This is a genomic window from Actinomadura sp. NPDC048021 (genome assembly GCF_040653135.1).
GTDB classification, from domain to species: domain Bacteria; phylum Actinomycetota; class Actinomycetes; order Streptosporangiales; family Streptosporangiaceae; genus Spirillospora; species Spirillospora verrucosospora.
Window position 1 is genome coordinate 484546 of record NZ_JBEZJQ010000003.1, and the last position, 19726, is coordinate 504271.

Sequence of the window (19726 nt, forward strand, 5' to 3'; positions counted from 1 at the left end):
CGCGGGCGAGCCGGATGGCCTTGAGAGTGAGGCGGAGCGTGGCCGCCGGGTCGATGGCAGGGACGGCGCTGGTTCCTAGCGTGGAGCGCGTCCATCCACGACCCGAAGGAGTCACCGTGACCAGCACGTTCGCCGAGCCGCCCGGGGGATCCCCCGCCGCCGGGGCGCCGCCGGCCGTCAGAGCCGAGGGCGTGTCCAAGGTGTACGGGTCGGGTGACGCGGCCGTCCACGCGCTCCGCGGGGTCGGCGTCGGGTTCGCCAGGGGCGCGTTCACCGCGATCATGGGGCCGTCCGGGTCGGGGAAGTCGACGCTGATGCACTGCCTGGCCGGGCTGGACACCGTCAGCGGCGGGCGGATCGTCCTCGGCGACGCCGAGATCACCGGGATGGGCGACCGGCAGCTGACCATGCTGCGCCGCGACCGCGTCGGGTTCGTGTTCCAGGCGTTCAACCTCCTGCCGACGCTCACCGCCGAGCAGAACATCCTGCTGCCCATGGAGCTGGCCGGCCGCAAGCCCGACCGGGCGTGGTTCGAGCGGGTCATCGACACCCTGGGCCTGCGGGAACGGCTCGGGCACCGGCCGAGCGAGCTGTCGGGCGGCCAGCAGCAGCGGGTGGCGTGCGCCCGCGCGATCGTCGCCCGGCCCGAGGTGATCTTCGCGGACGAGCCGACCGGCAACCTCGACTCCCGCGCGGGCGCCGAGGTCCTGGGGTTCCTGCGCTCCTCGGTCCGCGAGATGGGGCAGACGATCGTGATGGTCACCCACGACCCGGTGGCCGCCTCGTACGCCGACCGGGTGGTGTTCCTGCGGGACGGGGAGATCGTTTCGGAGATCTTCCAGCCGACCCCGGACACCGTCCTGGACCGGCTGAAGGGCCTGGGCGCGTGATGCTGCGGACGACTCTGGCGGGCCTGCGCGCCCACAAGCTGCGGCTGCTGCTCACGGCGGTGGCGATCACCCTCGGCGTCGGCTTCATCTCGGGGACGTTCGTCCTGACGGACACGCTGGACGAGGGCGTCTCCAAGACGTTCGCCAGGTCGGCCGACAAGGTCGACTACGCCGTGCTGCCCAAGAGCGACGACACCGACAAGGGCGTCCCGCCGGCGCTGCTCGGACAGATCAAGGCGCTCCCCGGGGTCACGGACGTCCAGGGAGCCGTGAAGGGGGACGCCGCCCTCGTCGGCAAGGACGGCAAGGCGGTCGGCGACTTCCCGACGGTCGGGATGTCCGTGCCGTCCGGACGTCTCCTGCGCTACGACGTCGAGAAGGGGCGTCCCCCGTCCGGCGGGGGCGAGACCGTGCTCGACACCCAGCTCGCCAAGCGGGAGGGCTACTCCGTCGGGAACGCGGTGACGGTCCTGGACCACGGGAACCGGCCGCACCGGTTCACGGTCGTCGGACTGGTCGACTTCGGCATCGACCAGGAGGCGAGCTTCCGGGGAGCCGTGGGCTTCGACCCGGCGACCGCGATGCGGATGACCGGCGAGAAGACCTATCGCGAGCTCGACGTCGCGGGCGGGTCCGGGGCCGCCGTCAGGGCCGCCGCGGGAGGCGCCTACCGCGTGTACACGGGCGAGGAGCTCGGCGCGCGGCTGGCCCGGGCCGCCGGCGCCGACACCAAGATCATCAGAACCGGTCTGCTGATCTTCGGGCTGGTCGCGATGCTGGTGTCCGCCCTGGTCATCTACAACACGTTCTCGATCCTGATCGCCCAGCGGATGCGGGAGATGGCGCTGCTGCGCTGCGTCGGCGCGACCCGCCGGCAGGTGTTCGGGAGCGTGGTGGCGGAGTCGGCCGTCGTGGGCCTGGTCGGCTCCCTGCTCGGCCTCGTCGCCGGGGTCGGCCTCGGCGAGGGCGCGCTGGTCGTGGTCAGCAAGCTGAACGAGCGCGTGGCCGTCGCCGGGCCGTCCCTGGCGGTGCGGACGATCCTGGTCGGCCTGGCGGTCGGGATCGTGGTCACGGTCCTGTCCGCGCTGCTGCCCGCCCGCGCGGCCACCCGGGTCTCGCCGGTCGCCGCGCTGCGCGCCGACCTGGAGCCGGGCGCGGGACGGTTCAGGCTCGGCCCGGTGCGCACCGTCCTCGCCGTCCTGCTGGGCGCCGCGGGGCTGGCCATCGGCAGTCTGGGCTCGCTCGGCATGGAGAAGGGCGAGACCGCGATGTACGCGGTCGCGTTCGCCGGCGGCGTGTTCTTCCTCGGTGTGATCGCGGCGATGCCGGCGCTCGTCCGTCCGCTCGGACGGGTCGCGGGCGCGGTCCCGGCGCGGCTCGGCGGCGTCCCGGGACGGCTGGCGGTTGCGAACGCGCAGCGCGCGCCCCGCCGCACCGCCACCACGACGATCGCGCTGACCGTCGGCGTCGGGCTGATGAGCCTGTTCGCGGTGGTCGCGGCGAGCGGCAAGGCGACGGCGGCGCAGAAGCTGGAGGAGCAGTTCCCCGTCCAGTTCCAGATCCGGCCGCAGAGCTTCGACGGGACGCTCCCGCACGCGCTGGCCGAGACGCTGCGCACCCGGCCCGAGGTCGCCGCCGTGGTCGAGACCCGGCGCAAGGAGACCCGGGTCGGCGGCGACGAGGCCGACATCTCGACGATCACCACGTCGGCGCTCGGGAGGATCCTCAAGCCGGAGTTCGAACGCGGGTCGCTGGACGCCGCCCTGAAGCCCGGCACGGCGATGGTGGACGAGAAGACGGCCGAGACGTCCGGCCGGGCGCTGGGGGAGACGCTGCGGGTCCGGACGGCGAACGGCGCCGTCCCCGTGAAGATCACCGCCGTCTACGCGGCGGGCGCGGGCCTCGACGGGATCATCGTCCCGGAGCGGGACTTCACCCGGTACTTCGGCGCCGTGGACCCGGCGGGGATCTACGTCAAGACCCGCGACGACGTGCCCGCCTCCCAGTCGCGCCGGGTCGTGGACTCGGCCGCGCGCCCCTACCCGGCGGCGAAGGTCTCCTCGTCCGCCGAGTTCGAGGAGACGATGACCAAGGCCATCGACACGGTCTTGATGATCTTCGGTGGGCTGCTCGGGCTGGCGATCGTCATCGCCCTCTTCGGCATCGCCAACACGCTGACCCTGTCGGTCGTGGAGCGCACCCGCGAGTCGGCGCTGCTGCGCGCCCTCGGCCTCACCAAGCGCCAGCTGCGCCGGATGCTGTCGGTGGAGGCGCTGGTCATGGCGGTCATAGGCGCGGCCACCGGCGTCGTGCTCGGGGTCGGCTTCGGCTGGGCCGCGACGAACGCGATGGCGAGCGACTCGGTCTTCTCGCTGCCCTACCTGCAGGTCGTCGGGTTCGTGGTCCTCGCGGGCGCGGCCGGGACCGCCGCGGCCGTGCTCCCCGCGCGGCGCGCCGCGAAGACGTCCATCGTGGAGTCCCTCGCGCATGACTGAATGGGGGCGGGGTGACGATCGTCACCCACCGGACCGCGCGGCCGGGTCCCGCGGGTAACCTGGTGCGCGCACGTCCGGTACCTACCTGAGGACTGGAACGAACCGATGGACCCACAGGTCACCCCTTCTTCCGGCACGCCCGGAAACGGGACGGGCCCCGGTGCGGGAGCAACCCCCCACACCGCCCGGAAGAGCGCTGTCTCTGGTGGGGGGGCGACCCCCCACACCCCCCGGAAGAGCGAGATGGAGACCCCGGAGGACCGCCCCGCGCGGCTCGCGGTCGGCGTCGTCGGCGCCGGCCGCGTCGGCACGGCGCTCGGCGCCGCGCTGGCCCGCGCGGGCCACCGCGTCGTCGCCGCGGCCGCCGTCTCGGAACGGTCGCGGGCCCGCGTCGAGGAACGCCTCCCCGGAGCCGACGTCGCCACCCCGCAGGACGTGGTCGCCGCCGCCGACCTCGTGCTGCTGACCGTCCCGGACGACGAGCTTCCCGAGCTCGCGACCGGGCTCGTGTCCGCGGGCGTCCCGGTCACCGGCAAGCTCGTCCTGCACACCAGCGGCCGCTACGGCACCGCCGTCCTGGACCCGCTCACCCGCGCGGGCGCGCTGCCGCTGGCCCTGCACCCCGTGATGACCTTCACCGGGCGCCCGGACGACGTGAACCGGCTCACCGGCATCTCGTTCGGCGTCACCTCGCCGGAGCCGCTGCGCCCGGTCGCCGAGGCCCTCGTCCTGGAGATGGGCGGCGAACCCGTCTGGATCACCGAGGAGGCGCGCCCGCTCTACCACGCGGCGCTCGCCGGAGGCGCGAACCACCTGGTCACGCTGGTCGTGGAGGCCATGGACCTGCTGCGCGCCGCGGGCGTGGCCGAGCCCGGCCGGATGCTCGGTCCGCTCCTCGGCGCCGCCCTCGACAACGGGCTGCGGCTCGGCATCGACGGGCTCACCGGGCCCGTCGCGCGCGGGGACGCCGGAACGGTGGCGGGCCACGTCGAGGAGCTCGGCAGGGTGTCGGCGGAGAGCCGCCGCGCCTACATCGCGCTGGCCCGCCTCACCGCTGACCGCGCGCTCGGCGCCGGACTGCTCAAACCCGAGGACGCCGAACGGCTCCTCGAAGCGCTGGCCGACTGAGGGCCCCGACCCGCAGACGGCTCCGACCGACGAACAGCTCCGACCCGCAGACACCTCCGACCGACAGACAGGGCCCGGCCGAAGGCACCGGCCGACCGGACAGGAAGGGAACGGCATTGGTTTCTGGCGTTTCCGGCGAGCGCGGCCCCGGCCGGCGCCCGCCGTCGCGTGAGGGGACGGACGCGTCGTGACACCGATCGTCGCGCGCACGCGCGAGGAACTGGCGCAGGCCCGGTCGAAGACCGGGGGGACGCTGGCGCTCGTCCCGACCATGGGCGCCCTGCACGAGGGGCACCTGTCGCTGATGCGGGAGGCCCGCCGCAGGGCGGACGCGGTCGCGGTCAGCGTCTTCGTCAACCCGCTCCAGTTCGGGCCGGGCGAGGACTTCGACCGCTACCCCCGCACGTTCGCCGCCGACCTGGAGGCATGTGCCGCCGAGGGCGTGGACTTCGTGTTCGCGCCGGCGCGCGAGGTCATGTACCCGGAGGAGCCGCAGGTCACGATCAAGTCGGGGCCCATGGGCGAGGTCGTCGAGGGGGCCGCGCGTCCCGGCCACTTCGACGGGATGCTCACCGTCGTGCTGAAGCTGCTCAACCTCGTCCGCCCCGACGTGGCGGTCTTCGGGGAGAAGGACGCGCAGCAGCTCGCGATGATCCGGCGGATGGTCGCCGACCTGAACGTCCCCGTGGAGGTGATCGGCGCGCCGACCGTCCGCGAGCCGGACGGGCTGGCGCTGTCGAGCCGCAACCGCTACCTGTCCGCCCCCGAACGCCTGACCGCGCTCGCCCTCTCGCGCGCCCTGCGGTCCGGGGCCGACGCCGCCGCCTCCGGCCCGGACGCCGTCCTGGCGGCCGCGCGCGCCGTCCTCTCCGAGGCCGAGGCCGCCGACCCGCCCCTCGCCCTGGACTACCTGGTCCTTGTCGACCCGTCGACCTTCACCGAGATCACCGGACCGCACTCCGGCCGGGCCGTCCTCGCCGTCGCGGGCCGCGTCGGCGCCACCCACCTCATCGACAACGTTCCCCTCCAGCTCGGCAAGGAGCACTGATGTTCCGGACGATGTTCAAGTCGAAGATCCACCGCGCCACGGTGACCCAGGCGGACCTGCATTACGTCGGCTCGCTGACCATCGACCAGGACCTGATGGACGCCGCCGACCTGCTGCCCGGCGAGCAGGTCTCGATCGTCGACATCGACAACGGCGCCCGCCTGGAGACCTACCTGATCGCAGGCGAGCGCGGCTCCGGCGTCATCGGGATCAACGGCGCCGCCGCCCGCCTCGTGCAGCCCGGCGACCTGGTCATCATCATCAGCTACGCGCAGATGACCGACGCCGAGGCCCGCGAGTTCGTCCCCGCCGTCGTCCACGTCGACCGCTCCAACAAGATCATTTCGCTGGGCTCGGACCCGGCCGAGCCGGTGCCCGGCACCAGCACGACCCGGGGCGACCTGATCCGAAACTGACCTTCGGCGGGGGCCGGGGGTTCGGCCGCTCCGGGGTTAGGGTCATAATGACGAGAACCGACCCCGGAGGAGGGCTCGTGATCCCTTCCGTTCTGCACGCCCCCGCGCCCGGCTGGACCGCCGACGCCGACGTCGTCGTCATCGGGTCCGGCATCGCCGGCCTGGTCGCCGCGCTGCGCTGCCGCCCCCACGGCCGGGTGCTGCTCGTCACCAAGGCCCTCCTGGACGCCGGGTCGACCCGGTGGGCGCAGGGCGGCATCGCCGCCGCGCTCGCGCCCGACGACACCCCCGAGGAGCACCTGGCCGACACCCTCACCGCGGGTGTCGGCGTCTGCGACGAGGACGCCGTCCGGGCCCTCGTCACCGAGGGGCCGGACGCGGTCCGCAGCCTGATCGACCTCGGCACGGCCTTCGACCGCTCCGGCGGCGACATCGCGCTCACCCGCGAGGGCGGCCACCACCGGCGCCGCATCGCGCACGCGGGCGGGGACGCCACCGGCGCCGAGATCAGCCGCGCCCTGCTCGCCGAGCTCAAGGACTCGGGCGTCGAGGTGATCGAGCACGCCCTGGTCCTGGACCTGCTGAAGGACGCCGCGGGACGCGCCGCGGGCGTCACCCTGCACGTCATGGGCGAGGGGCAGCCCGGCGGCGTCGGCGCCGTCCGCGCCCGCGCCGTCGTGCTCGCCACCGGCGGGCTCGGCCAGGTGTTCACCGCCACCACCAATCCCGAGGTCTCCACGGGCGACGGCGTCGCGCTCGCGCTGCGCGCCGGGGCCGAGGTCACCGACCTGGAGTTCGTCCAGTTCCACCCGACCGTGCTGTGGCTCGGCGAGGGCGCGACCGGACAGCAGCCGCTGATCTCCGAGGCCGTCCGCGGCGAGGGCGCGCACCTGGTCGACCACGCCGGCGTGCGCTTCATGACCGGACGCCACGAGCTCGCCGAGCTGGCCCCCCGCGACGTCGTCACCAAGGGGATCATGACCCGGATGCGCGAGACGGGCGCGTCCCACATGCTGCTCGACGGCCGCCACTTCGGCGCGGCGATGTGGGAGACCCGGTTCCCGACCATCCTGGCCGCGTGCCGCCACCACGGCATCGACCCGGTGACCGAGCCCATCCCGATCGTGCCCGCCGCCCACCACGCCAGCGGTGGCGTGCGCACGGACCTGCACGGTCGCACATCCGTCCCCGGCCTGTACGCCTGCGGCGAGGTCGCCTGCACGGGCGTCCACGGTGCGAACCGCCTCGCCTCCAACTCCCTCCTGGAAGGCCTGGTCTTCGCCGCCAGAATCGCCGAAGCCCTCTCGGACGACCTCCCCGCCTCCCACCCGCCCCCCGCCGCACCAGCCCCTGACCTCCTTTCGAACCACACACCCACCACCCCGCCACCCCTGGAGCAGGCCGCGCCAGCCCCCGAGCAGGCCGAGCCAACCCCTGTGCAGGCTGTCTCGGCCCCGGCGCAAGCTGTTCCGGTGCCCGCGCAGGCTGCTCCCGCTTGGGGCCAGGCCGCGCCAGCCCCCGAGCAGGCCGTCTCGGCGAGGCATGAGGGCGCCGTCTCGGCGACCGGGCAGGCCGGTCCGGTGCCTGGGCAGGGCCCGGCGGGAGCCGTGCAGGACGTGTACGGAGCCACGGGTGGCGAGTCGGGCGGGTTGCTGGAGCCGGCGTTGCGGGGGGAGATCCAGCGGATCATGACCTCCTACGCGGGGGTCCTGCGGCGGGCCGACGGGCTGGAGGCCGCGGCGCGCGAACTGGAGGGGCTCGGGCGCGGGACCGCGGAGCCCGGGGTGGAGGCCTGGGAGGCCACCAACCTGTACACCGTCGCGTGCGCGATCGTGACGGCCGCGCGGCGGCGGGAGGAGACGCGCGGGAGCCACTGGCGGGAGGACTTCCCCGAGCGCGCGGACGGGACGTGGCGCGGCCACCTCGTCACCCGGCTGGCGGGGAACGTCCTGACGACCACCTACGAATCTCTGGAAGGGAAGCGCTCATGACACCGGAACTCTCGCAGAGGCTGACCGCCGCCGGGCTGGATCCACAGGCTGTGGAAAACCTCGTCCGGACGGCGCTGGCCGAGGACGGCGAGGTCGACGTCACCAGCACCCCGATCTTCGCGCCGCAGGACACCGCGAGCGGGGAGCTGAGGGCGCGCGAGGAGGGCGTCGTCGCGGGCGTCCCGGTGGCGTGCGTCGTCTTCGAGCTCCTGGACGTCGCCTACGAGGCGGAGGTCGAGGACGGCGACCGCGTCGTGCCCGGGCAGGTCCTCATCGCGGTCAGCGGCGCGACCCGGGCGATCCTCAGGGCGGAGAGGACGGCTCTGAACCTCCTCACGCATCTGTCCGGAATCGCGACCGCCACCCGCCGGTGGATGGACGCCATGGAGGGCACCAAGGCGAAGGTCCGCGACACCCGCAAGACCCTTCCCGGCCTGCGGGCCCTGCAGAAGTACGCGGTGCACTGCGGAGGCGGCGTCAACCACCGGATGGGCCTGCACGACGCCGCGCTCATCAAGGACAACCACATCGCGGCGGCCAGCGGCGTCACCAAGGCGTACGAGGCGATCCGCGCCGTGTACCCGTCCCTCCACGTCCAGGTGGAGTGCGACACCCTCGCGCAGGTCGAAGAGGCCCTGGGGGTGGGAGCCACGAGCATCCTGCTCGATAACATGACCGACGCCGAGATGACCGACGCGGTCCGGCTCGTGGCAGGGCGGGCGGAGCTCGAGGCCAGTGGTGGCCTTACCCTGGAGCGGGCCCGAGACGTCGCCGTGACCGGGGTGGACTACCTTGCCGTCGGCGCGCTGACGCACTCGGCGCGCGTGTTCGACATCGGCCTTGACTTCACCTGAACAGCGGGGACCTGATGCTGCTGACCATCGACGTCGGTAACACCCAGACCGTTCTCGGTCTCTTCGAAGGCGACGAGGTGATCGAGCACTGGAGGATCAACACCGATCCGCGGCGCACGGCCGACGAGATCGCGGTGGTCCTGCAGGGACTCGTCCAGCAGAGCCCGCTGCTGGCCGACACCGACATCAGCGGCATCGCGCTGTGCTCCACGGTGCCCTCCGTCCTGCACGAGATGCGGGAGATGTGCCGCCGCTACTACGGCGACGTGTCCGCGGTCATCGTGGAGCCGGGCGTCAAGACCGGCGTCCCCGTCCGGATGGACAACCCGAAGGAGGTCGGCGCCGACCGCATCGTCAACGCGCTCGCCGCCGTCCACACCCACGGCGGGCCGGCGATCGTGGTCGACTTCGGAACCGCCACCACCTTCGACGCGGTGTCCGCCAAGGGCGAGTACGTGGGCGGCGCGATCGCCCCCGGCATCGAGATCTCGATCGACGCGCTGTCCTCCCGCGGCGCGCAGCTCCACAAGATCGAGCTGGTCCGGCCGCGCAACGTGATCGCCAAGAACACCGTCGAGGCGCTGCAGTCCGGGATCATCTTCGGCTTCGCCGGCCAGGTGGACGGCATCGTCGAGCGCATGTCGGAGGAGCTCGCCGAGGACCCGGAAGAGGTCACGGTCATCGCCACCGGCGGCCTCGCCCCGCTCGTCCTGGAGGAGTCCCGCAGCATCGACGAGTTCGAGCCGTGGCTCACCCTCATCGGCCTCCGGCTGATCTACGAGCGGAACACTCCCTGACGTCCGGCGCGAACTCGTTCGCCCGCACCGGACGGGCTGGATAGCCTTGCGATGTGAGTGACGAGACCTTCGACGAGCTCCCGGAGCAGATGCGCGTGCGCCGGGAGAAGCTCGACCGGCTCCGCGAGAGCGGGATCGACCCCTACCCGGTGACCTTCCCGCGGACGGCGACGACCGCCGAGATCCGCGCGAAACACACCGGCCTGGAGCCGGGCACCGAGACGGGCGAGAAGGCGGGCGTCACCGGTCGCGTCATGCTGATCCGCAACACCGGGAAGCTGTGCTTCGCCACCATCCGGGACGCCGGCGGCGACCTCCAGGTCATGCTGTCGCTGGCCAAGGTCGGGCAGGAGCAGCTCGACTTCTGGAAGCGCGAGGTCGACCTCGGCGACCACGTCGGCGTCGAGGGCGAGATCATCACCTCCCGCCGCGGCGAGCTGTCCATCATGGCGGACCGGTTCGCGATCACCTCCAAGTGCCTGCGGCCGCTGCCGGAGAAGCACGCCGGCCTGACCGACCCGGAGGCGCGGGTCCGGCAGCGCTACGTCGACCTGATCGTCAACGACGAGGCGCGGCGGATGGCGCGGCTGCGCAGCGCGACCGTCCGCGCGGTCCGCGACTTCTGGCACGAGGAGGGCTACCTCGAGGTCGAGACGCCCATGCTCCAGCCGATCCACGGTGGGGCCGCGGCGCGCCCGTTCAAGACGCACATCAACGCCTACGACATGGACCTCTACCTGCGCATCGCGATCGAGCTGTACCTCAAGCGGCTCGTCGTCGGCGGGATCGAGAAGGTCTTCGAGATCAACCGCAACTTCCGCAACGAGGGCGCGGACTCCACGCACAACCCCGAGTTCACGATGATCGAGGCCTACGGGACCTACCTCGACTACAACGACATGGCCGACCTGACCCAGCGGATGTACCAGAAGGCGGTCGTCGCCGCCCTCGACACCACCGTGGTCGTCCATGACGGCGTCGAGATCGACCTCGGTCTCGCGGAGTGGCCGCGGATCACCCTGTACGGAGCGGTGTCGGAGGCGCTCGGCGAGGAGATCACGCCGCACACGCCGATCGAGTCGGTGCGCAAGCTCGCGGACGCCCGCGAGATCTCCTGGGATCCCAAGTGGGGGCAGGGCAAGCTCGTCCAGGAGCTCTTCGAGGAGCTGGTCGAGCACACCCTCGTCCAGCCCACGTTCGTCATGGACTACCCGGTCGAAACGTCCCCGCTGACCCGCCAGCACCGCGAGGAGCCGCTGCTCACCGAGAAGTGGGACCTCATCGGGTTCGGCACGGAGCTCGGCACCGCCTACTCCGAGCTGGTCGACCCGATCGAGCAGCGCCGCCGCCTCACCGAGCAGTCGCTGCTCGCCGCGGGAGGCGACCCCGAGGCCATGCAACTGGACGAGGACTTCCTGCGCGCCCTGGAGTACGCGATGCCCCCCACCGGCGGGATGGGCGCCGGCATCGACCGCATGATCATGGCGTTCACCGGCAAGGGGATCCGCGACACGATCCTGTTCCCGCTGGTCAAGCCCGAATGACGACCGGAAGGTCGCGCAGCCCCCGCAGCACGAGGTTGTCGCGGTAGACGAGGTCGCCGGCGGCGAGGGCCACGTCGCGCTCGAACAGCTTGCCGAGCGCGACGCGGCCCTCCAGCCGGGCCAGCGGCGCCCCGAGGCAGAAGTGCGCGCCGTGGCCGAACGACAGGTGCTTCGGCGTGTCGCGTCCGTCCGCGTAGCGGAGCAGGTCCAGCCGGTCGGGGTCGTCGAAGACCGCCGGGTCCCGGTTGGCGGCTCCCGTCAGCAGGAGGACGAGCTTCCCGCGCTCGACGAGGGTGCCGTCCAGGTCGACGTCCTCCAGCGCGGACCGCAGGGTCAGCTGCACCGGCGGGTCGAAGCGCAGCAGCTCCTCCACCGCCGCCCGCGCGTTGTCCGGCCGCTCCCGAAACACCCGCAACTGCGCGGGATCGCGGAGCAGCGCCAGCGCGCCGTTCCCGATGAGGTTCACGGTCGTCTCGTGGCCCGCGACGAGCAGCAGGATGCAGGTCGCCAGCAGCTCCTGCTCCGACAGGACGTCTCCGCCGTCGGAAACCCCCACGAGGGCGCTCAGGAGGTCGTCGCGCGGCTCGGCCCGGCGCTTGGCGGCCAGCACCCGGAAGTACTCCGCGAACTCGTCGCGCGCGGCGTCCCGCTGGGCGATCTCGGCCTCCGGCAGCAGGAAATCCGGGTCCAGGCCGCGCGCGAGGCTGTCCGACCAGCCCTTGAACAGGTCGCGGTCCTCGGCGGGAACGCCGAGCATCTCGCTGATCACGATGACGGGCAGCGGGTAGGCCAGCGTCGCGATCAGGTCGACCTCGCCGGAGAGCGGCCGCAGCAGCGCGTCGACGAGCTCCTCGACCCGGGGCCGCAGCCGCTCCACGAGCCGGGGCGTGAACGCCTTGCTGACGAGCCGGCGCAGCCGCGTGTGGTCGGGCGGATCCATGGTCAGGAACGACCGGTGCCGCGCCGGCATGTCGCGCCACATGCGGCCGCCCGACGGACGGTGCCCGAACCGCGGATCGCGCAGGACCCGCTCGCACAGTTCGTGGGACGCGGTGACGCGCAGACCGACGTCCGTCCGGTGCAGGGGCTGACCGGCGGCTCGGAGCGTCCGGTAATGGGCGTAGGGATCGGCGCGGAACGCCGGGTCGCCCGGATCGAAGCCGAGTATCGCGGTCGCCCCCGCCTGGCCCGCCTGACCCGTCCTGTCCTCCATGCCTCCAGCGGACCCGAATCCTGGACGCGATGTCAACAGCGCCGGCCGCGGGACGCTAAGCGCTTTCTCGGATCACCAGGTCGGGCCGCTGGACGACCTGGCGGTGCTGGTGGGACTTGCCTTCGCCGATCTCGGCCATCGCCAGCTCGGCGGCCTCCCAGCCGAGCTCGCGGCGCGGCTGGCGGACGGTGGTGAGCGGCACGGCGGCGCTCGCCGCGAGCTCGATGTCGTCGTAACCGATCACGGCGATGTCCTCGGGGACGCGGACGCCGAGCCGGGTCAGCTCGTTGATCAGGCCGATCGCGAGCAGGTCGTTGGCGCAGAAGACGCCGTCGGGCACGGGAGACATGGCCATGATCTGGTGCGCCGCGGCCTGCCCCTCCGTGGGGCTCAGGGCGTCCTTGACCAGGACCGGGGGCTTGCCGAGGCCCGCCTCGACGATCGTGCGGGCGGCCCCGTCGCGGCGCTCCACGCAGGGCTGCGGCTCGGGGATCCCGGTCACGAACGCGATGCGATCGCGTCCGATGCCGAGGAGGTACGCGGCGGCGGCCTCGCCGCCCGCCACGTGGTCGACCCGGGCGGAGCACACGTCGGAGGCGTCCCGGTCGATCAGCACCACGCTCATGCCCGCGGCGCGCAGCCGGGAGATGTCGCGGGGGCCGATCCCGACCGGGATGACCAGGGCCCCGGCGGCCCGCTGGTCGGCGAGCAGTTCCAGCAGGCGGCGCTCCTTGCGGGGGGAGTGGTCGCTGGACAGCCACAGGGCGTCGTGGCCCGCGGCGTTGAGCGCCTCCTCGGCGCCCCGGGCGACGTCGGTCGCGTAGGGGTTGGTGAGGTCCTCGACGAGGACGCCGAACGCCCGGCGCGGCTGGTCGCCGAACTCGCCCGCGGTCCGCTCGGGGCCCGTGCGGAGCCGGCGCGCGGACTCGTTGCGGACGAATCCGAGCTCCTCGATCGCGGCGCGGACGCGGTCACGGGTAGCTTCGGCCACGAGATCTGGCCGGTTTAGGACATTCGAAACGGTCCCAACTGAGACTCCAGCACGCCTCGCGACCTCACGAATACTGGTCTGTGGCAACTCGCTCCTCGTCCCGCTCCATGGGCGTTTTCCCAGGTAGTGGAGTTTGGCATGGCGGGGCGCCGAATGCACGGTCACACATGGTGAGCGATCGGGCACACAACGCTCTTGACCGGCGCTTGACGGGCCGGATCCGGCCGCCTAGCGTTCCGAGCCGAAGCGTAGCTTGAAACGATTCACGATCTTCGTTCACCGCGAGGACCGGTGGGTGCGGCGAGAGGGGACGGGCGGATGGCTGGCGATCACATCCCGTCTTTCTCGGCAGGCCAACGAGTGAATCGTCACCCGGAGTTCCCCCGTACACCCCCGCAATCGGCCACGCGGCCACCTCCGGCCAAGCGCGCGAGACAGAAAAGGAACCCGATGATCTAAGTCCGGAAGGGTCCGGACCCGGCAACCCAACGCGCGTACAGATCGAGGCCCAACCCGTGCCTGTGCAGCGGACGGCTGCATCCCCGCGGTCATCACCACGGACGAGGGAGGACGGAGTGGAAACAGCCACACTCGCACGTCGTGGCACCGACGATTTCGGGCTGAGCGAGGAAGAGATCCGGCTGCTCGCCCAGATCGCCAGCGGTGTCACCGCCGATGTGGCGGCACGCAAGCTGGAACTGAGCGCTCGGACCTTGCGGCGCCGGCTGCGGACGATCTGCGACCGGCTGGAGGTCAACACCCCTATCGAGGCCGTGGTGTGGGCGGCCCGGAGGCAGCTCATCTAGCGAGGCACCCCCGACGCTCGCCAGGGGACGGCGAGCGTCACCCGGAGAAACGGCGGTTGATCCGAATTCCGTCCACCCCCGCAGCGGCGGCGCCCGCGCCCTGGCAGGTAGGTCCCTGCAGGAGGCGTCGCCGCGGACGGCGTTCGGGCCTGACAGGCCACCTGACCCGCCCTGATCTCCGGCAGGCTTCATCCCTCACGACCAGACTGACCGGCCTACGCCGTGGCGATGCGTCACTCGACACCGCGGTCGGCCGGCACGCCATGCGTTGACCGGACTGGCCGGTCGCGCGACGGCGGAGTTCTAGGCGACGCGGACGCCGCCGGCGAAGGGGCGCCCGTCCATGGAGGCGATCTTCACGACGTCGCCGGTGTGCGGGGCGTGCAGCATCTTGCCGCCGCCGACGTAGATCCCCATGTGGTGCAGGTCGGCGTAGAAGAAGACGAGGTCGCCCGGCTGGAGCTCACTGCGCGACACGTGCGTTCCGGCGTTCCACTGGCTGCCGGTGTAGTGCGGCAGGTTGATGCCGACCTGCTTGTAAGCCCACATCGTGAGGCCGGAGCAGTCGAAGGTGGTCGGACCGGCGGCGCCCCACACGTACGGGCGGCCGATCTTGCTCATCGCGTAGCGGAGCGCCTGCGCCGCCTTGCCGGTGCCGATGACGGGGAGCTTGGCGAGCTGGGTCGGGTCCTTGTCGACGAGCTTGCCGCGGATCTTCTCGTAGGCGTCGGTGATCTTCGTGCGCTGCGAGTCGAGCTGCGTCTTCAGTTCCTTCACCTGCTTGGCGCGGGCCTCGGCCGACTTGCGGGCCCGCTGAGCGGACTGCATGGCCTGCATCAGCCCGAGCACCTGGGTGCTGTCCTGCTTGGCGAAGTAGTGGAGGGTCGCGGCCTGGTCGAGGACGGACTGGGGGTCCTGGGAGGCGACGAACGACACCGTGGGGTCGGAGCCGCCCTGCATGTAGCTCGTCGCCGCGAGGGATCCGACCTTCTGGCGGAGCGTCTCCAGCGTCTTCTCCTGCCGCTTGGCGTTCTCCGTGGCGACCTTGGCGGCGCGCTGCGACTGGGCGAGCCTGACCTTGAGCCCGTTGTACTGCTCGGTGAGCTGCTCCAGCTGGTCGGCGAGCTTGAGCGCCTTCGTCCTCAGCTCCTTGGCGGAGGGCTCGGGGTCGGCGTGCGCGACGGCGATCGTCTGCGGGGCGATCGCGTGCGGAGCGGCCGAAACGACGGCGAGCGCGCCGACCACGATGGTCGCGCGCCCCCGGAAGCGTGAAAGGGAAGCATGCCGCGATCGCTTCACGAATACTCCTCTCCTCAGCCGCCTACCGGGTCAGCTGACGGGTCGGGGCCGGAGCAGCCCGTCCGCGCCCGTGAGCGAACCGATCGCCCGCGGTCGCGGATTCACCCCTCGCATTCGGTCGCTCAGGGAGATCTCCCGAAACGCTCCGAAAGTGGGTCCCCGGCTCCTCGGGCAGCTGGTTGCGACCCGGGGGACTCGGCGGATCGGCCCCCGTCCTGCGGTGGGCCGACGTCAGCGCAGGACACTAACGGACCCCGCATTGGATGCCAACCAGAACATGCGAATTCGCAGGTCACGCGGCGCGGTGAACGAGGAGAACGCCGGGCGGACGCGTCCCGCGCGCGGTGTTGTGGCCCCCCTCTCGGACGACCCCTGGCAGTACCTGGCCCCTTTTATCTAGTCAGTAGCGCGCGCCGCCCGGCGCGGAAGGGTGGGAGGGCGTGCCCTGGTGCGCTGCGGCGTTCGATAATCTCGCCTGTTTGTGGAAGTCGTGATCCGGCGTGCCCGTACCGCCGACGTCCAGGAGATCCGCAGGCTCGTCGACCTGTACGCCGGGTCGGGGCGTCGCCTGCTGAAGAAGACGACGGTCAAGCTGTACGAGGACGTCCAGGAGTTCTGGGTCGCCGAGGACGTGCAGCACGGGACGCCCGGGCCGATCATCGGCTGCGGCGCGCTCCATGTCATGTGGGAGGACCTCGCGGAGGTCCGCTCGGTCGCCGTGGACAAGGGATGCGGCGGACGGGGAATCGGGCACCGCATCGTGACCCGCCTCCTGGAGAACGCGCGAGAACTCGGCGTCCGCCGGGTGTTTTGCCTTACCTTCGAGGTGGAGTTCTTCGCTCGCCACGGCTTCCAGCAGATCCTGGGGACTCCGGTGTCGCCAGAGGTGTACGAGGAACTTCTCCGCTCCTACGACGAAGGCGTGGCAGAGTTCTTGGACCTCGACCGGGTCAAGCCGAATACGTTGGGCAACACCCGGATGTTGCTTCGCCTGGAGGACTGACCCGAATGAGCGATTCCCCCCACCGCGGGCGGCCTTACCAGCCCCAGCAGGGGCAGGGTTCCTACGGCCCGCCCCCTCCGTACCAAGGTTCTCAGTGGCAGCAACCACAGCAGCCGTCTTCGCAGCAGCAGTGGGAACAGCAGCCCCAGCAGCAGTGGCAGACGCAGCAGCAGCAGTGGAACCAGCAGCCCGCCTACGAGGACTACGGCTCGTACGACGGCGGCGGTTCCTACGACGGCGGCGGTGACGTGGCGCTGGCGCCCATTCACCGTAGGGCGGGCGCGCGAATCATCGACAACGCGCTCGTCGCGGTCTTCGGGTTCGCACTCGTCCTGCCGGTGACGATCGGCGCGTTCGGTCTGGGCAAGCCGGGCAGCAAGACGGAGGACGAGGGCGGTGTGTGGAACTGGCCCATCATCTTCACCCTCTTCTGTGTCCTGTCTGTGCTGCCGTTCATCTATGAGGCCGTGCAGTTGTCCATGTGGGGACGGACGCTGGGGAAGCGTGTTCTGGGCCTGGGGGTCGTTCAGGCGAGGCCCGCGGGCACCCCGATCACCACGACGCAGGCTGTCTGGCGTGCCGGGATCACCCACGTCGGTTACCAGCTCGGCGTGTTCTTCTTCCTCGTCCTGGCGGTGATGGTGTGGGACTACGCCGCGTACGGGATGGTGCTGGTCTGGGCGGGCGCCCTGATGGCCTACCTGTGGGCGATCTGGGATCAGCCTCTGCACCAGTCGCTGCACGATCGCTTCGCCGGCACGCTCGTCATCGACGAGCGGGTCGGATATGACGACTCCGAGTACTCCGAGTACGCGGGCTAAGGCCACGATGGCGGCAACGCTCGCCGAGCCGGGGCAGAGGCTCCTGGCACGCGTCGTCGACACGCTCGTCGTCGGAGTTCCCGTCGTTCTCGTCGTCCGCGAACTAGTGTCCGGGCACACGGCGGACGTCATCGCCCCGTCCGCCGTGGCCGGATGCATGCTGCTGTACGAGGCGGTCCAGCTCGCCCTCTGGGGCCGGACGCTCGGCAAGCGCGTCGCGGGCATCGAGGTGGTCGCTGCGACGGCTCAGGAGGCCCCTGAAGCGTCGCCAGAGGGGAGCGGCGGAGCGGGCGGGAGCACCGGTCTCGGCGACGTGTCGGCCCTTCCCGTGTCCGTGCCGGGTTTCGTGCCCGTGGCGGCCCCCGAGCCTGCGGAGGCCGCCGCTCCCAACGGTGCTGAGGTCGTGGACGCGTCCACGCGCCCGGACGTTCTGCGCTGCGTTCTGCGGGCCGCCGTCTATTCGGTGCCGATCGGGCTGCGTCCGATTCCGGTACTCGGTCTGCTCGCGAGCGTCTTCTGGGTCGTGAACGCGGGGGTCCTGTTCGAGGGCAGTCGCCGCCAGGCTGTTCATGACAGGCTCGCGGGCACCCTCGTGGTAAAACGCCCGCGGCCCGAATCCTCGGCCTTCTGAGGCCCTCTCCGCCGCACCGGGAGTGCGTGCGGGGTCCGATAACACCCGTCCGATACCGCGCACTCACGGGCGCGGCCGGACGCATGCCCTGGTCCACTCGCATGTGCCATACATGCTTTGGTCGAGATGGCCGCTGTTTCCGGACGTCCGAGGTGTCGACGGCATATGCCCGCTCGTTCTGGTTACGGTCCTGAAACCGGTGGGATGTGTCTCGTCCCGGACGTCGCCTCCGCTTTGACAGTTCCCTCCGATGGTGTTGCGGTGACCGGAACGACGCCGCTTGTCGGCGGCCGTGGACTTACTCCGGATGGCGAGCTCTCGCCCTTGGAACGGACCTTTCGTGCGGCATGCCGGTGGCGGCGGTGCGGCCGGAGGAGGGCTCCGCTCGGGTCGGCGGCGCCGGGCCGAAGAACTGGGGCCGGCGGTGGGATTGTGTCCAAATCTCCCGATTTCATGGCGATGGTGCTCGGTGTGCCGCATCCGCGTCCTGAGCAGGGCGCGGACTTCTCGCGGTCCGGCCGCGGCAACAGATTTCGGTGCGGGGCGCCCCGGCGTTATTCGTCCACATCCGCCGGTCCGGAGGTTGATCAGGTGCCGGGGTCGGCCGCGTATTCCAGTGCGAGCACGCGGTTAGTAGCGATACGGGAGGTTAATCGCCGCGCCGCCGCGTGCAAACCTGGACCAATGCGCGGACGGCGGTGCAGGTCAGCGCACCACCTCGTGACACCGGTCACCCCTGAAAACCCGGGTGCGCCACCGCCGCTTGGAAATTCATGGACGCCCGGCCGGACCCAGCCGTGACCCGAGGGACGTGCGCACCCGAAACGACGAGGCCGATTACAGCCGGTAACGAGCGGCAAGGCGACTTCGCGCGAGTGTCGGTTCCGGTGGATGGCGGAATTGTCATCCGCGAAGTTCTAGGTATATCTTTGTCACTCGATTGGAGTTTGCTCAAGCTGAAAGGTCTGTCCCCATGGCACAGAAGGTTCAAGTGCTTCTCGTCGACGACCTCGACGGTGGCGAGGCGGACGAGACCGTAGCGTTCTCGATCGACGGCGCCTCCTACGAGATCGACCTCAGTGGCGCCAACGCGACGAAGCTGCGGGAATCGCTGCAGCCGTTCGTTGAGAAGTCCCGTAAGGCGGGCACGGTCAACCGCCGCCGCCGGCAGCGCGGCGCGTCCAGCCGTGAGCGCAGCGCCGAGATCCGCGCCTGGGCCAAGAACAACGGCATCAAGGTCAATGAGCGCGGCCGCATCCCGGCCCACGTGATCGAGCAGTACGAGGCGGCCAACTGATCCCGCCCGGACCGCACGCGGCCCGTCTTCGTTCGCGAGGCGGGCCGTTCGCCGTTGGTGCCGTGAGTCGTCCCCCGTTCGCGGGACGGAGTCGTTCGCTTGTGGCGTAGCGCCTGTGCGGTTCGGCGAGTCCGCCGTGAGGTACACAGGGCGCGCGGGTGGAAACTCCACCCCCATTCGGCACTCTCGGCCCGCGCCTTGACGGACCTGCGGAAAGCCCCTCGTTCGCTTGGGGCGTAGCGGGAACATGACGCACCGATGCGGTAGTTGGATGAGACTGAACAGCGCATAGCTGGGGAACGTCTCCTGGTGGGAGTGCACCGGGCGGCCTCCTCGGGGCGGGCTAGCATGCGGAAGGACAGTTCCGGACGTTCCGGACTCTGCCCAACCGCTCTGTGAGGAGCGACGAGATGTTCGAGAGGTTCACCGACCGCGCGCGGCGGGTTGTCGTTCTGGCTCAGGAAGAGGCCAGGATGCTCAACCACAACTACATCGGTACCGA

At 71.3% G+C, this 19726-nt stretch carries 17 protein-coding genes and 1 riboswitch; of the genes, 14 read left to right on the plus strand and 3 right to left on the minus strand.

Features of this window, described 5'->3' with window-relative positions; translation table 11 throughout:
• Positions 1–116: 116 nt before the first annotated feature.
• From AB0C87_RS08070 to lysX, 9 genes are all read left to right on the plus strand, one after another.
• Entirely contained in the window at positions 117–890 is a 774-nt protein-coding gene (locus AB0C87_RS08070) for an ABC transporter ATP-binding protein (RefSeq protein ID WP_360576885.1), read from the plus strand.
• Positions 890–3385, plus strand: coding sequence for an FtsX-like permease family protein (locus AB0C87_RS08075; RefSeq protein WP_360576886.1), 2496 nt, complete (start codon positions 890–892; stop codon positions 3383–3385). Before AB0C87_RS08070 ends, AB0C87_RS08075 begins: the two co-directional genes overlap by 1 nt.
• Positions 3386–3628: 243 nt before the next feature.
• Entirely contained in the window at positions 3629–4513 is an 885-nt protein-coding gene (locus AB0C87_RS08080) for a DUF2520 domain-containing protein (RefSeq protein ID WP_360353752.1), read from the plus strand.
• A 187-nt stretch (positions 4514–4700) separates the two neighbouring features.
• Positions 4701–5561, plus strand: a complete 861-nt coding sequence (panC, locus tag AB0C87_RS08085; protein WP_360576887.1) for a pantoate--beta-alanine ligase — start codon at positions 4701–4703, stop codon at positions 5559–5561.
• On the plus strand, positions 5561–5977 hold the full coding sequence (gene panD / locus AB0C87_RS08090; protein ID WP_089316894.1) for an aspartate 1-decarboxylase: 417 nt from the start codon (positions 5561–5563) through the stop codon (positions 5975–5977). The genes panC and panD overlap by 1 nt, the downstream gene beginning before the upstream one ends.
• A 77-nt stretch (positions 5978–6054) precedes the next feature.
• The gene (locus tag AB0C87_RS08095) at positions 6055–7968 is read left to right on the plus strand and encodes an L-aspartate oxidase (protein WP_360576888.1); all 1914 of its coding nucleotides are present in this window, start codon (positions 6055–6057) and stop codon (positions 7966–7968) included.
• Positions 7965–8822, plus strand: coding sequence for a carboxylating nicotinate-nucleotide diphosphorylase (nadC, locus tag AB0C87_RS08100; RefSeq protein ID WP_360576889.1), 858 nt, complete (start codon positions 7965–7967; stop codon positions 8820–8822). Before AB0C87_RS08095 ends, nadC begins: the two co-directional genes overlap by 4 nt.
• A 14-nt stretch (positions 8823–8836) precedes the next feature.
• A complete protein-coding gene (locus AB0C87_RS08105; RefSeq protein ID WP_345179783.1) occupies positions 8837–9619 on the plus strand; it encodes a type III pantothenate kinase in 783 nt (260 codons plus the stop codon).
• Between the two features lie 89 nt (positions 9620–9708).
• Positions 9709–11163 (plus strand): bifunctional lysylphosphatidylglycerol synthetase/lysine--tRNA ligase LysX, encoded by a 1455-nt coding sequence (gene lysX / locus AB0C87_RS08110; protein ID WP_360353766.1) that lies wholly within the window; start codon positions 9709–9711, stop codon positions 11161–11163.
• Here lysX and AB0C87_RS08115 read toward each other — a convergent pair.
• Together AB0C87_RS08115 and AB0C87_RS08120 are read right to left on the minus strand one after the other, a co-directional pair.
• The gene (locus AB0C87_RS08115; protein WP_353832271.1) at positions 11150–12376 is read right to left on the minus strand and encodes a cytochrome P450; all 1227 of its coding nucleotides are present in this window, start codon (positions 12374–12376) and stop codon (positions 11150–11152) included. The genes lysX and AB0C87_RS08115 overlap by 14 nt on opposite strands.
• A gap of 55 nt (positions 12377–12431) precedes the next feature.
• Positions 12432–13553 (minus strand): LacI family DNA-binding transcriptional regulator, encoded by a 1122-nt coding sequence (locus AB0C87_RS08120; RefSeq protein WP_360576890.1) that lies wholly within the window; start codon positions 13551–13553, stop codon positions 12432–12434.
• A 389-nt stretch (positions 13554–13942) separates the two neighbouring features.
• Here AB0C87_RS08120 and AB0C87_RS08125 point away from each other — a divergent pair, with 389 nt between their 5' ends.
• Positions 13943–14173: a LuxR C-terminal-related transcriptional regulator gene (locus AB0C87_RS08125; RefSeq protein ID WP_021591725.1), complete on the plus strand. Its 231-nt coding sequence runs from the start codon at positions 13943–13945 to the stop codon at positions 14171–14173.
• A gap of 303 nt (positions 14174–14476) precedes the next feature.
• Here the strand turns inward: AB0C87_RS08125 and AB0C87_RS08130 are convergent, their stop codons facing one another.
• The gene (locus AB0C87_RS08130; protein WP_345179787.1) at positions 14477–15472 is read right to left on the minus strand and encodes an NlpC/P60 family protein; all 996 of its coding nucleotides are present in this window, start codon (positions 15470–15472) and stop codon (positions 14477–14479) included.
• A 3-nt stretch (positions 15473–15475) separates the two neighbouring features.
• Positions 15476–15683, minus strand: a riboswitch (cyclic di-AMP (ydaO/yuaA leader).
• 264 nt (positions 15684–15947) lie between these two features.
• Here AB0C87_RS08130 and AB0C87_RS08135 point away from each other — a divergent pair.
• From AB0C87_RS08135 to AB0C87_RS08150, 4 genes are all read left to right on the plus strand, one after another.
• Positions 15948–16475, plus strand: a complete 528-nt coding sequence (locus AB0C87_RS08135; RefSeq protein WP_345179805.1) for an amino-acid N-acetyltransferase — start codon at positions 15948–15950, stop codon at positions 16473–16475.
• A gap of 5 nt (positions 16476–16480) precedes the next feature.
• On the plus strand, positions 16481–17296 hold the full coding sequence (locus AB0C87_RS08140; RefSeq protein ID WP_360576891.1) for an RDD family protein: 816 nt from the start codon (positions 16481–16483) through the stop codon (positions 17294–17296).
• 7 nt (positions 17297–17303) lie between these two features.
• Positions 17304–17927 carry an RDD family protein gene (locus AB0C87_RS08145; protein WP_360576892.1) on the plus strand — a complete coding sequence of 208 codons (624 nt, stop codon included), beginning with the start codon at positions 17304–17306 and terminating at the stop codon, positions 17925–17927.
• Positions 17928–18900: 973 nt separating this feature from the next.
• Positions 18901–19224, plus strand: a complete 324-nt coding sequence (locus AB0C87_RS08150; RefSeq protein ID WP_089316904.1) for an Lsr2 family protein — start codon at positions 18901–18903, stop codon at positions 19222–19224.
• The last annotated feature ends 502 nt before the right edge of the window (positions 19225–19726 follow it).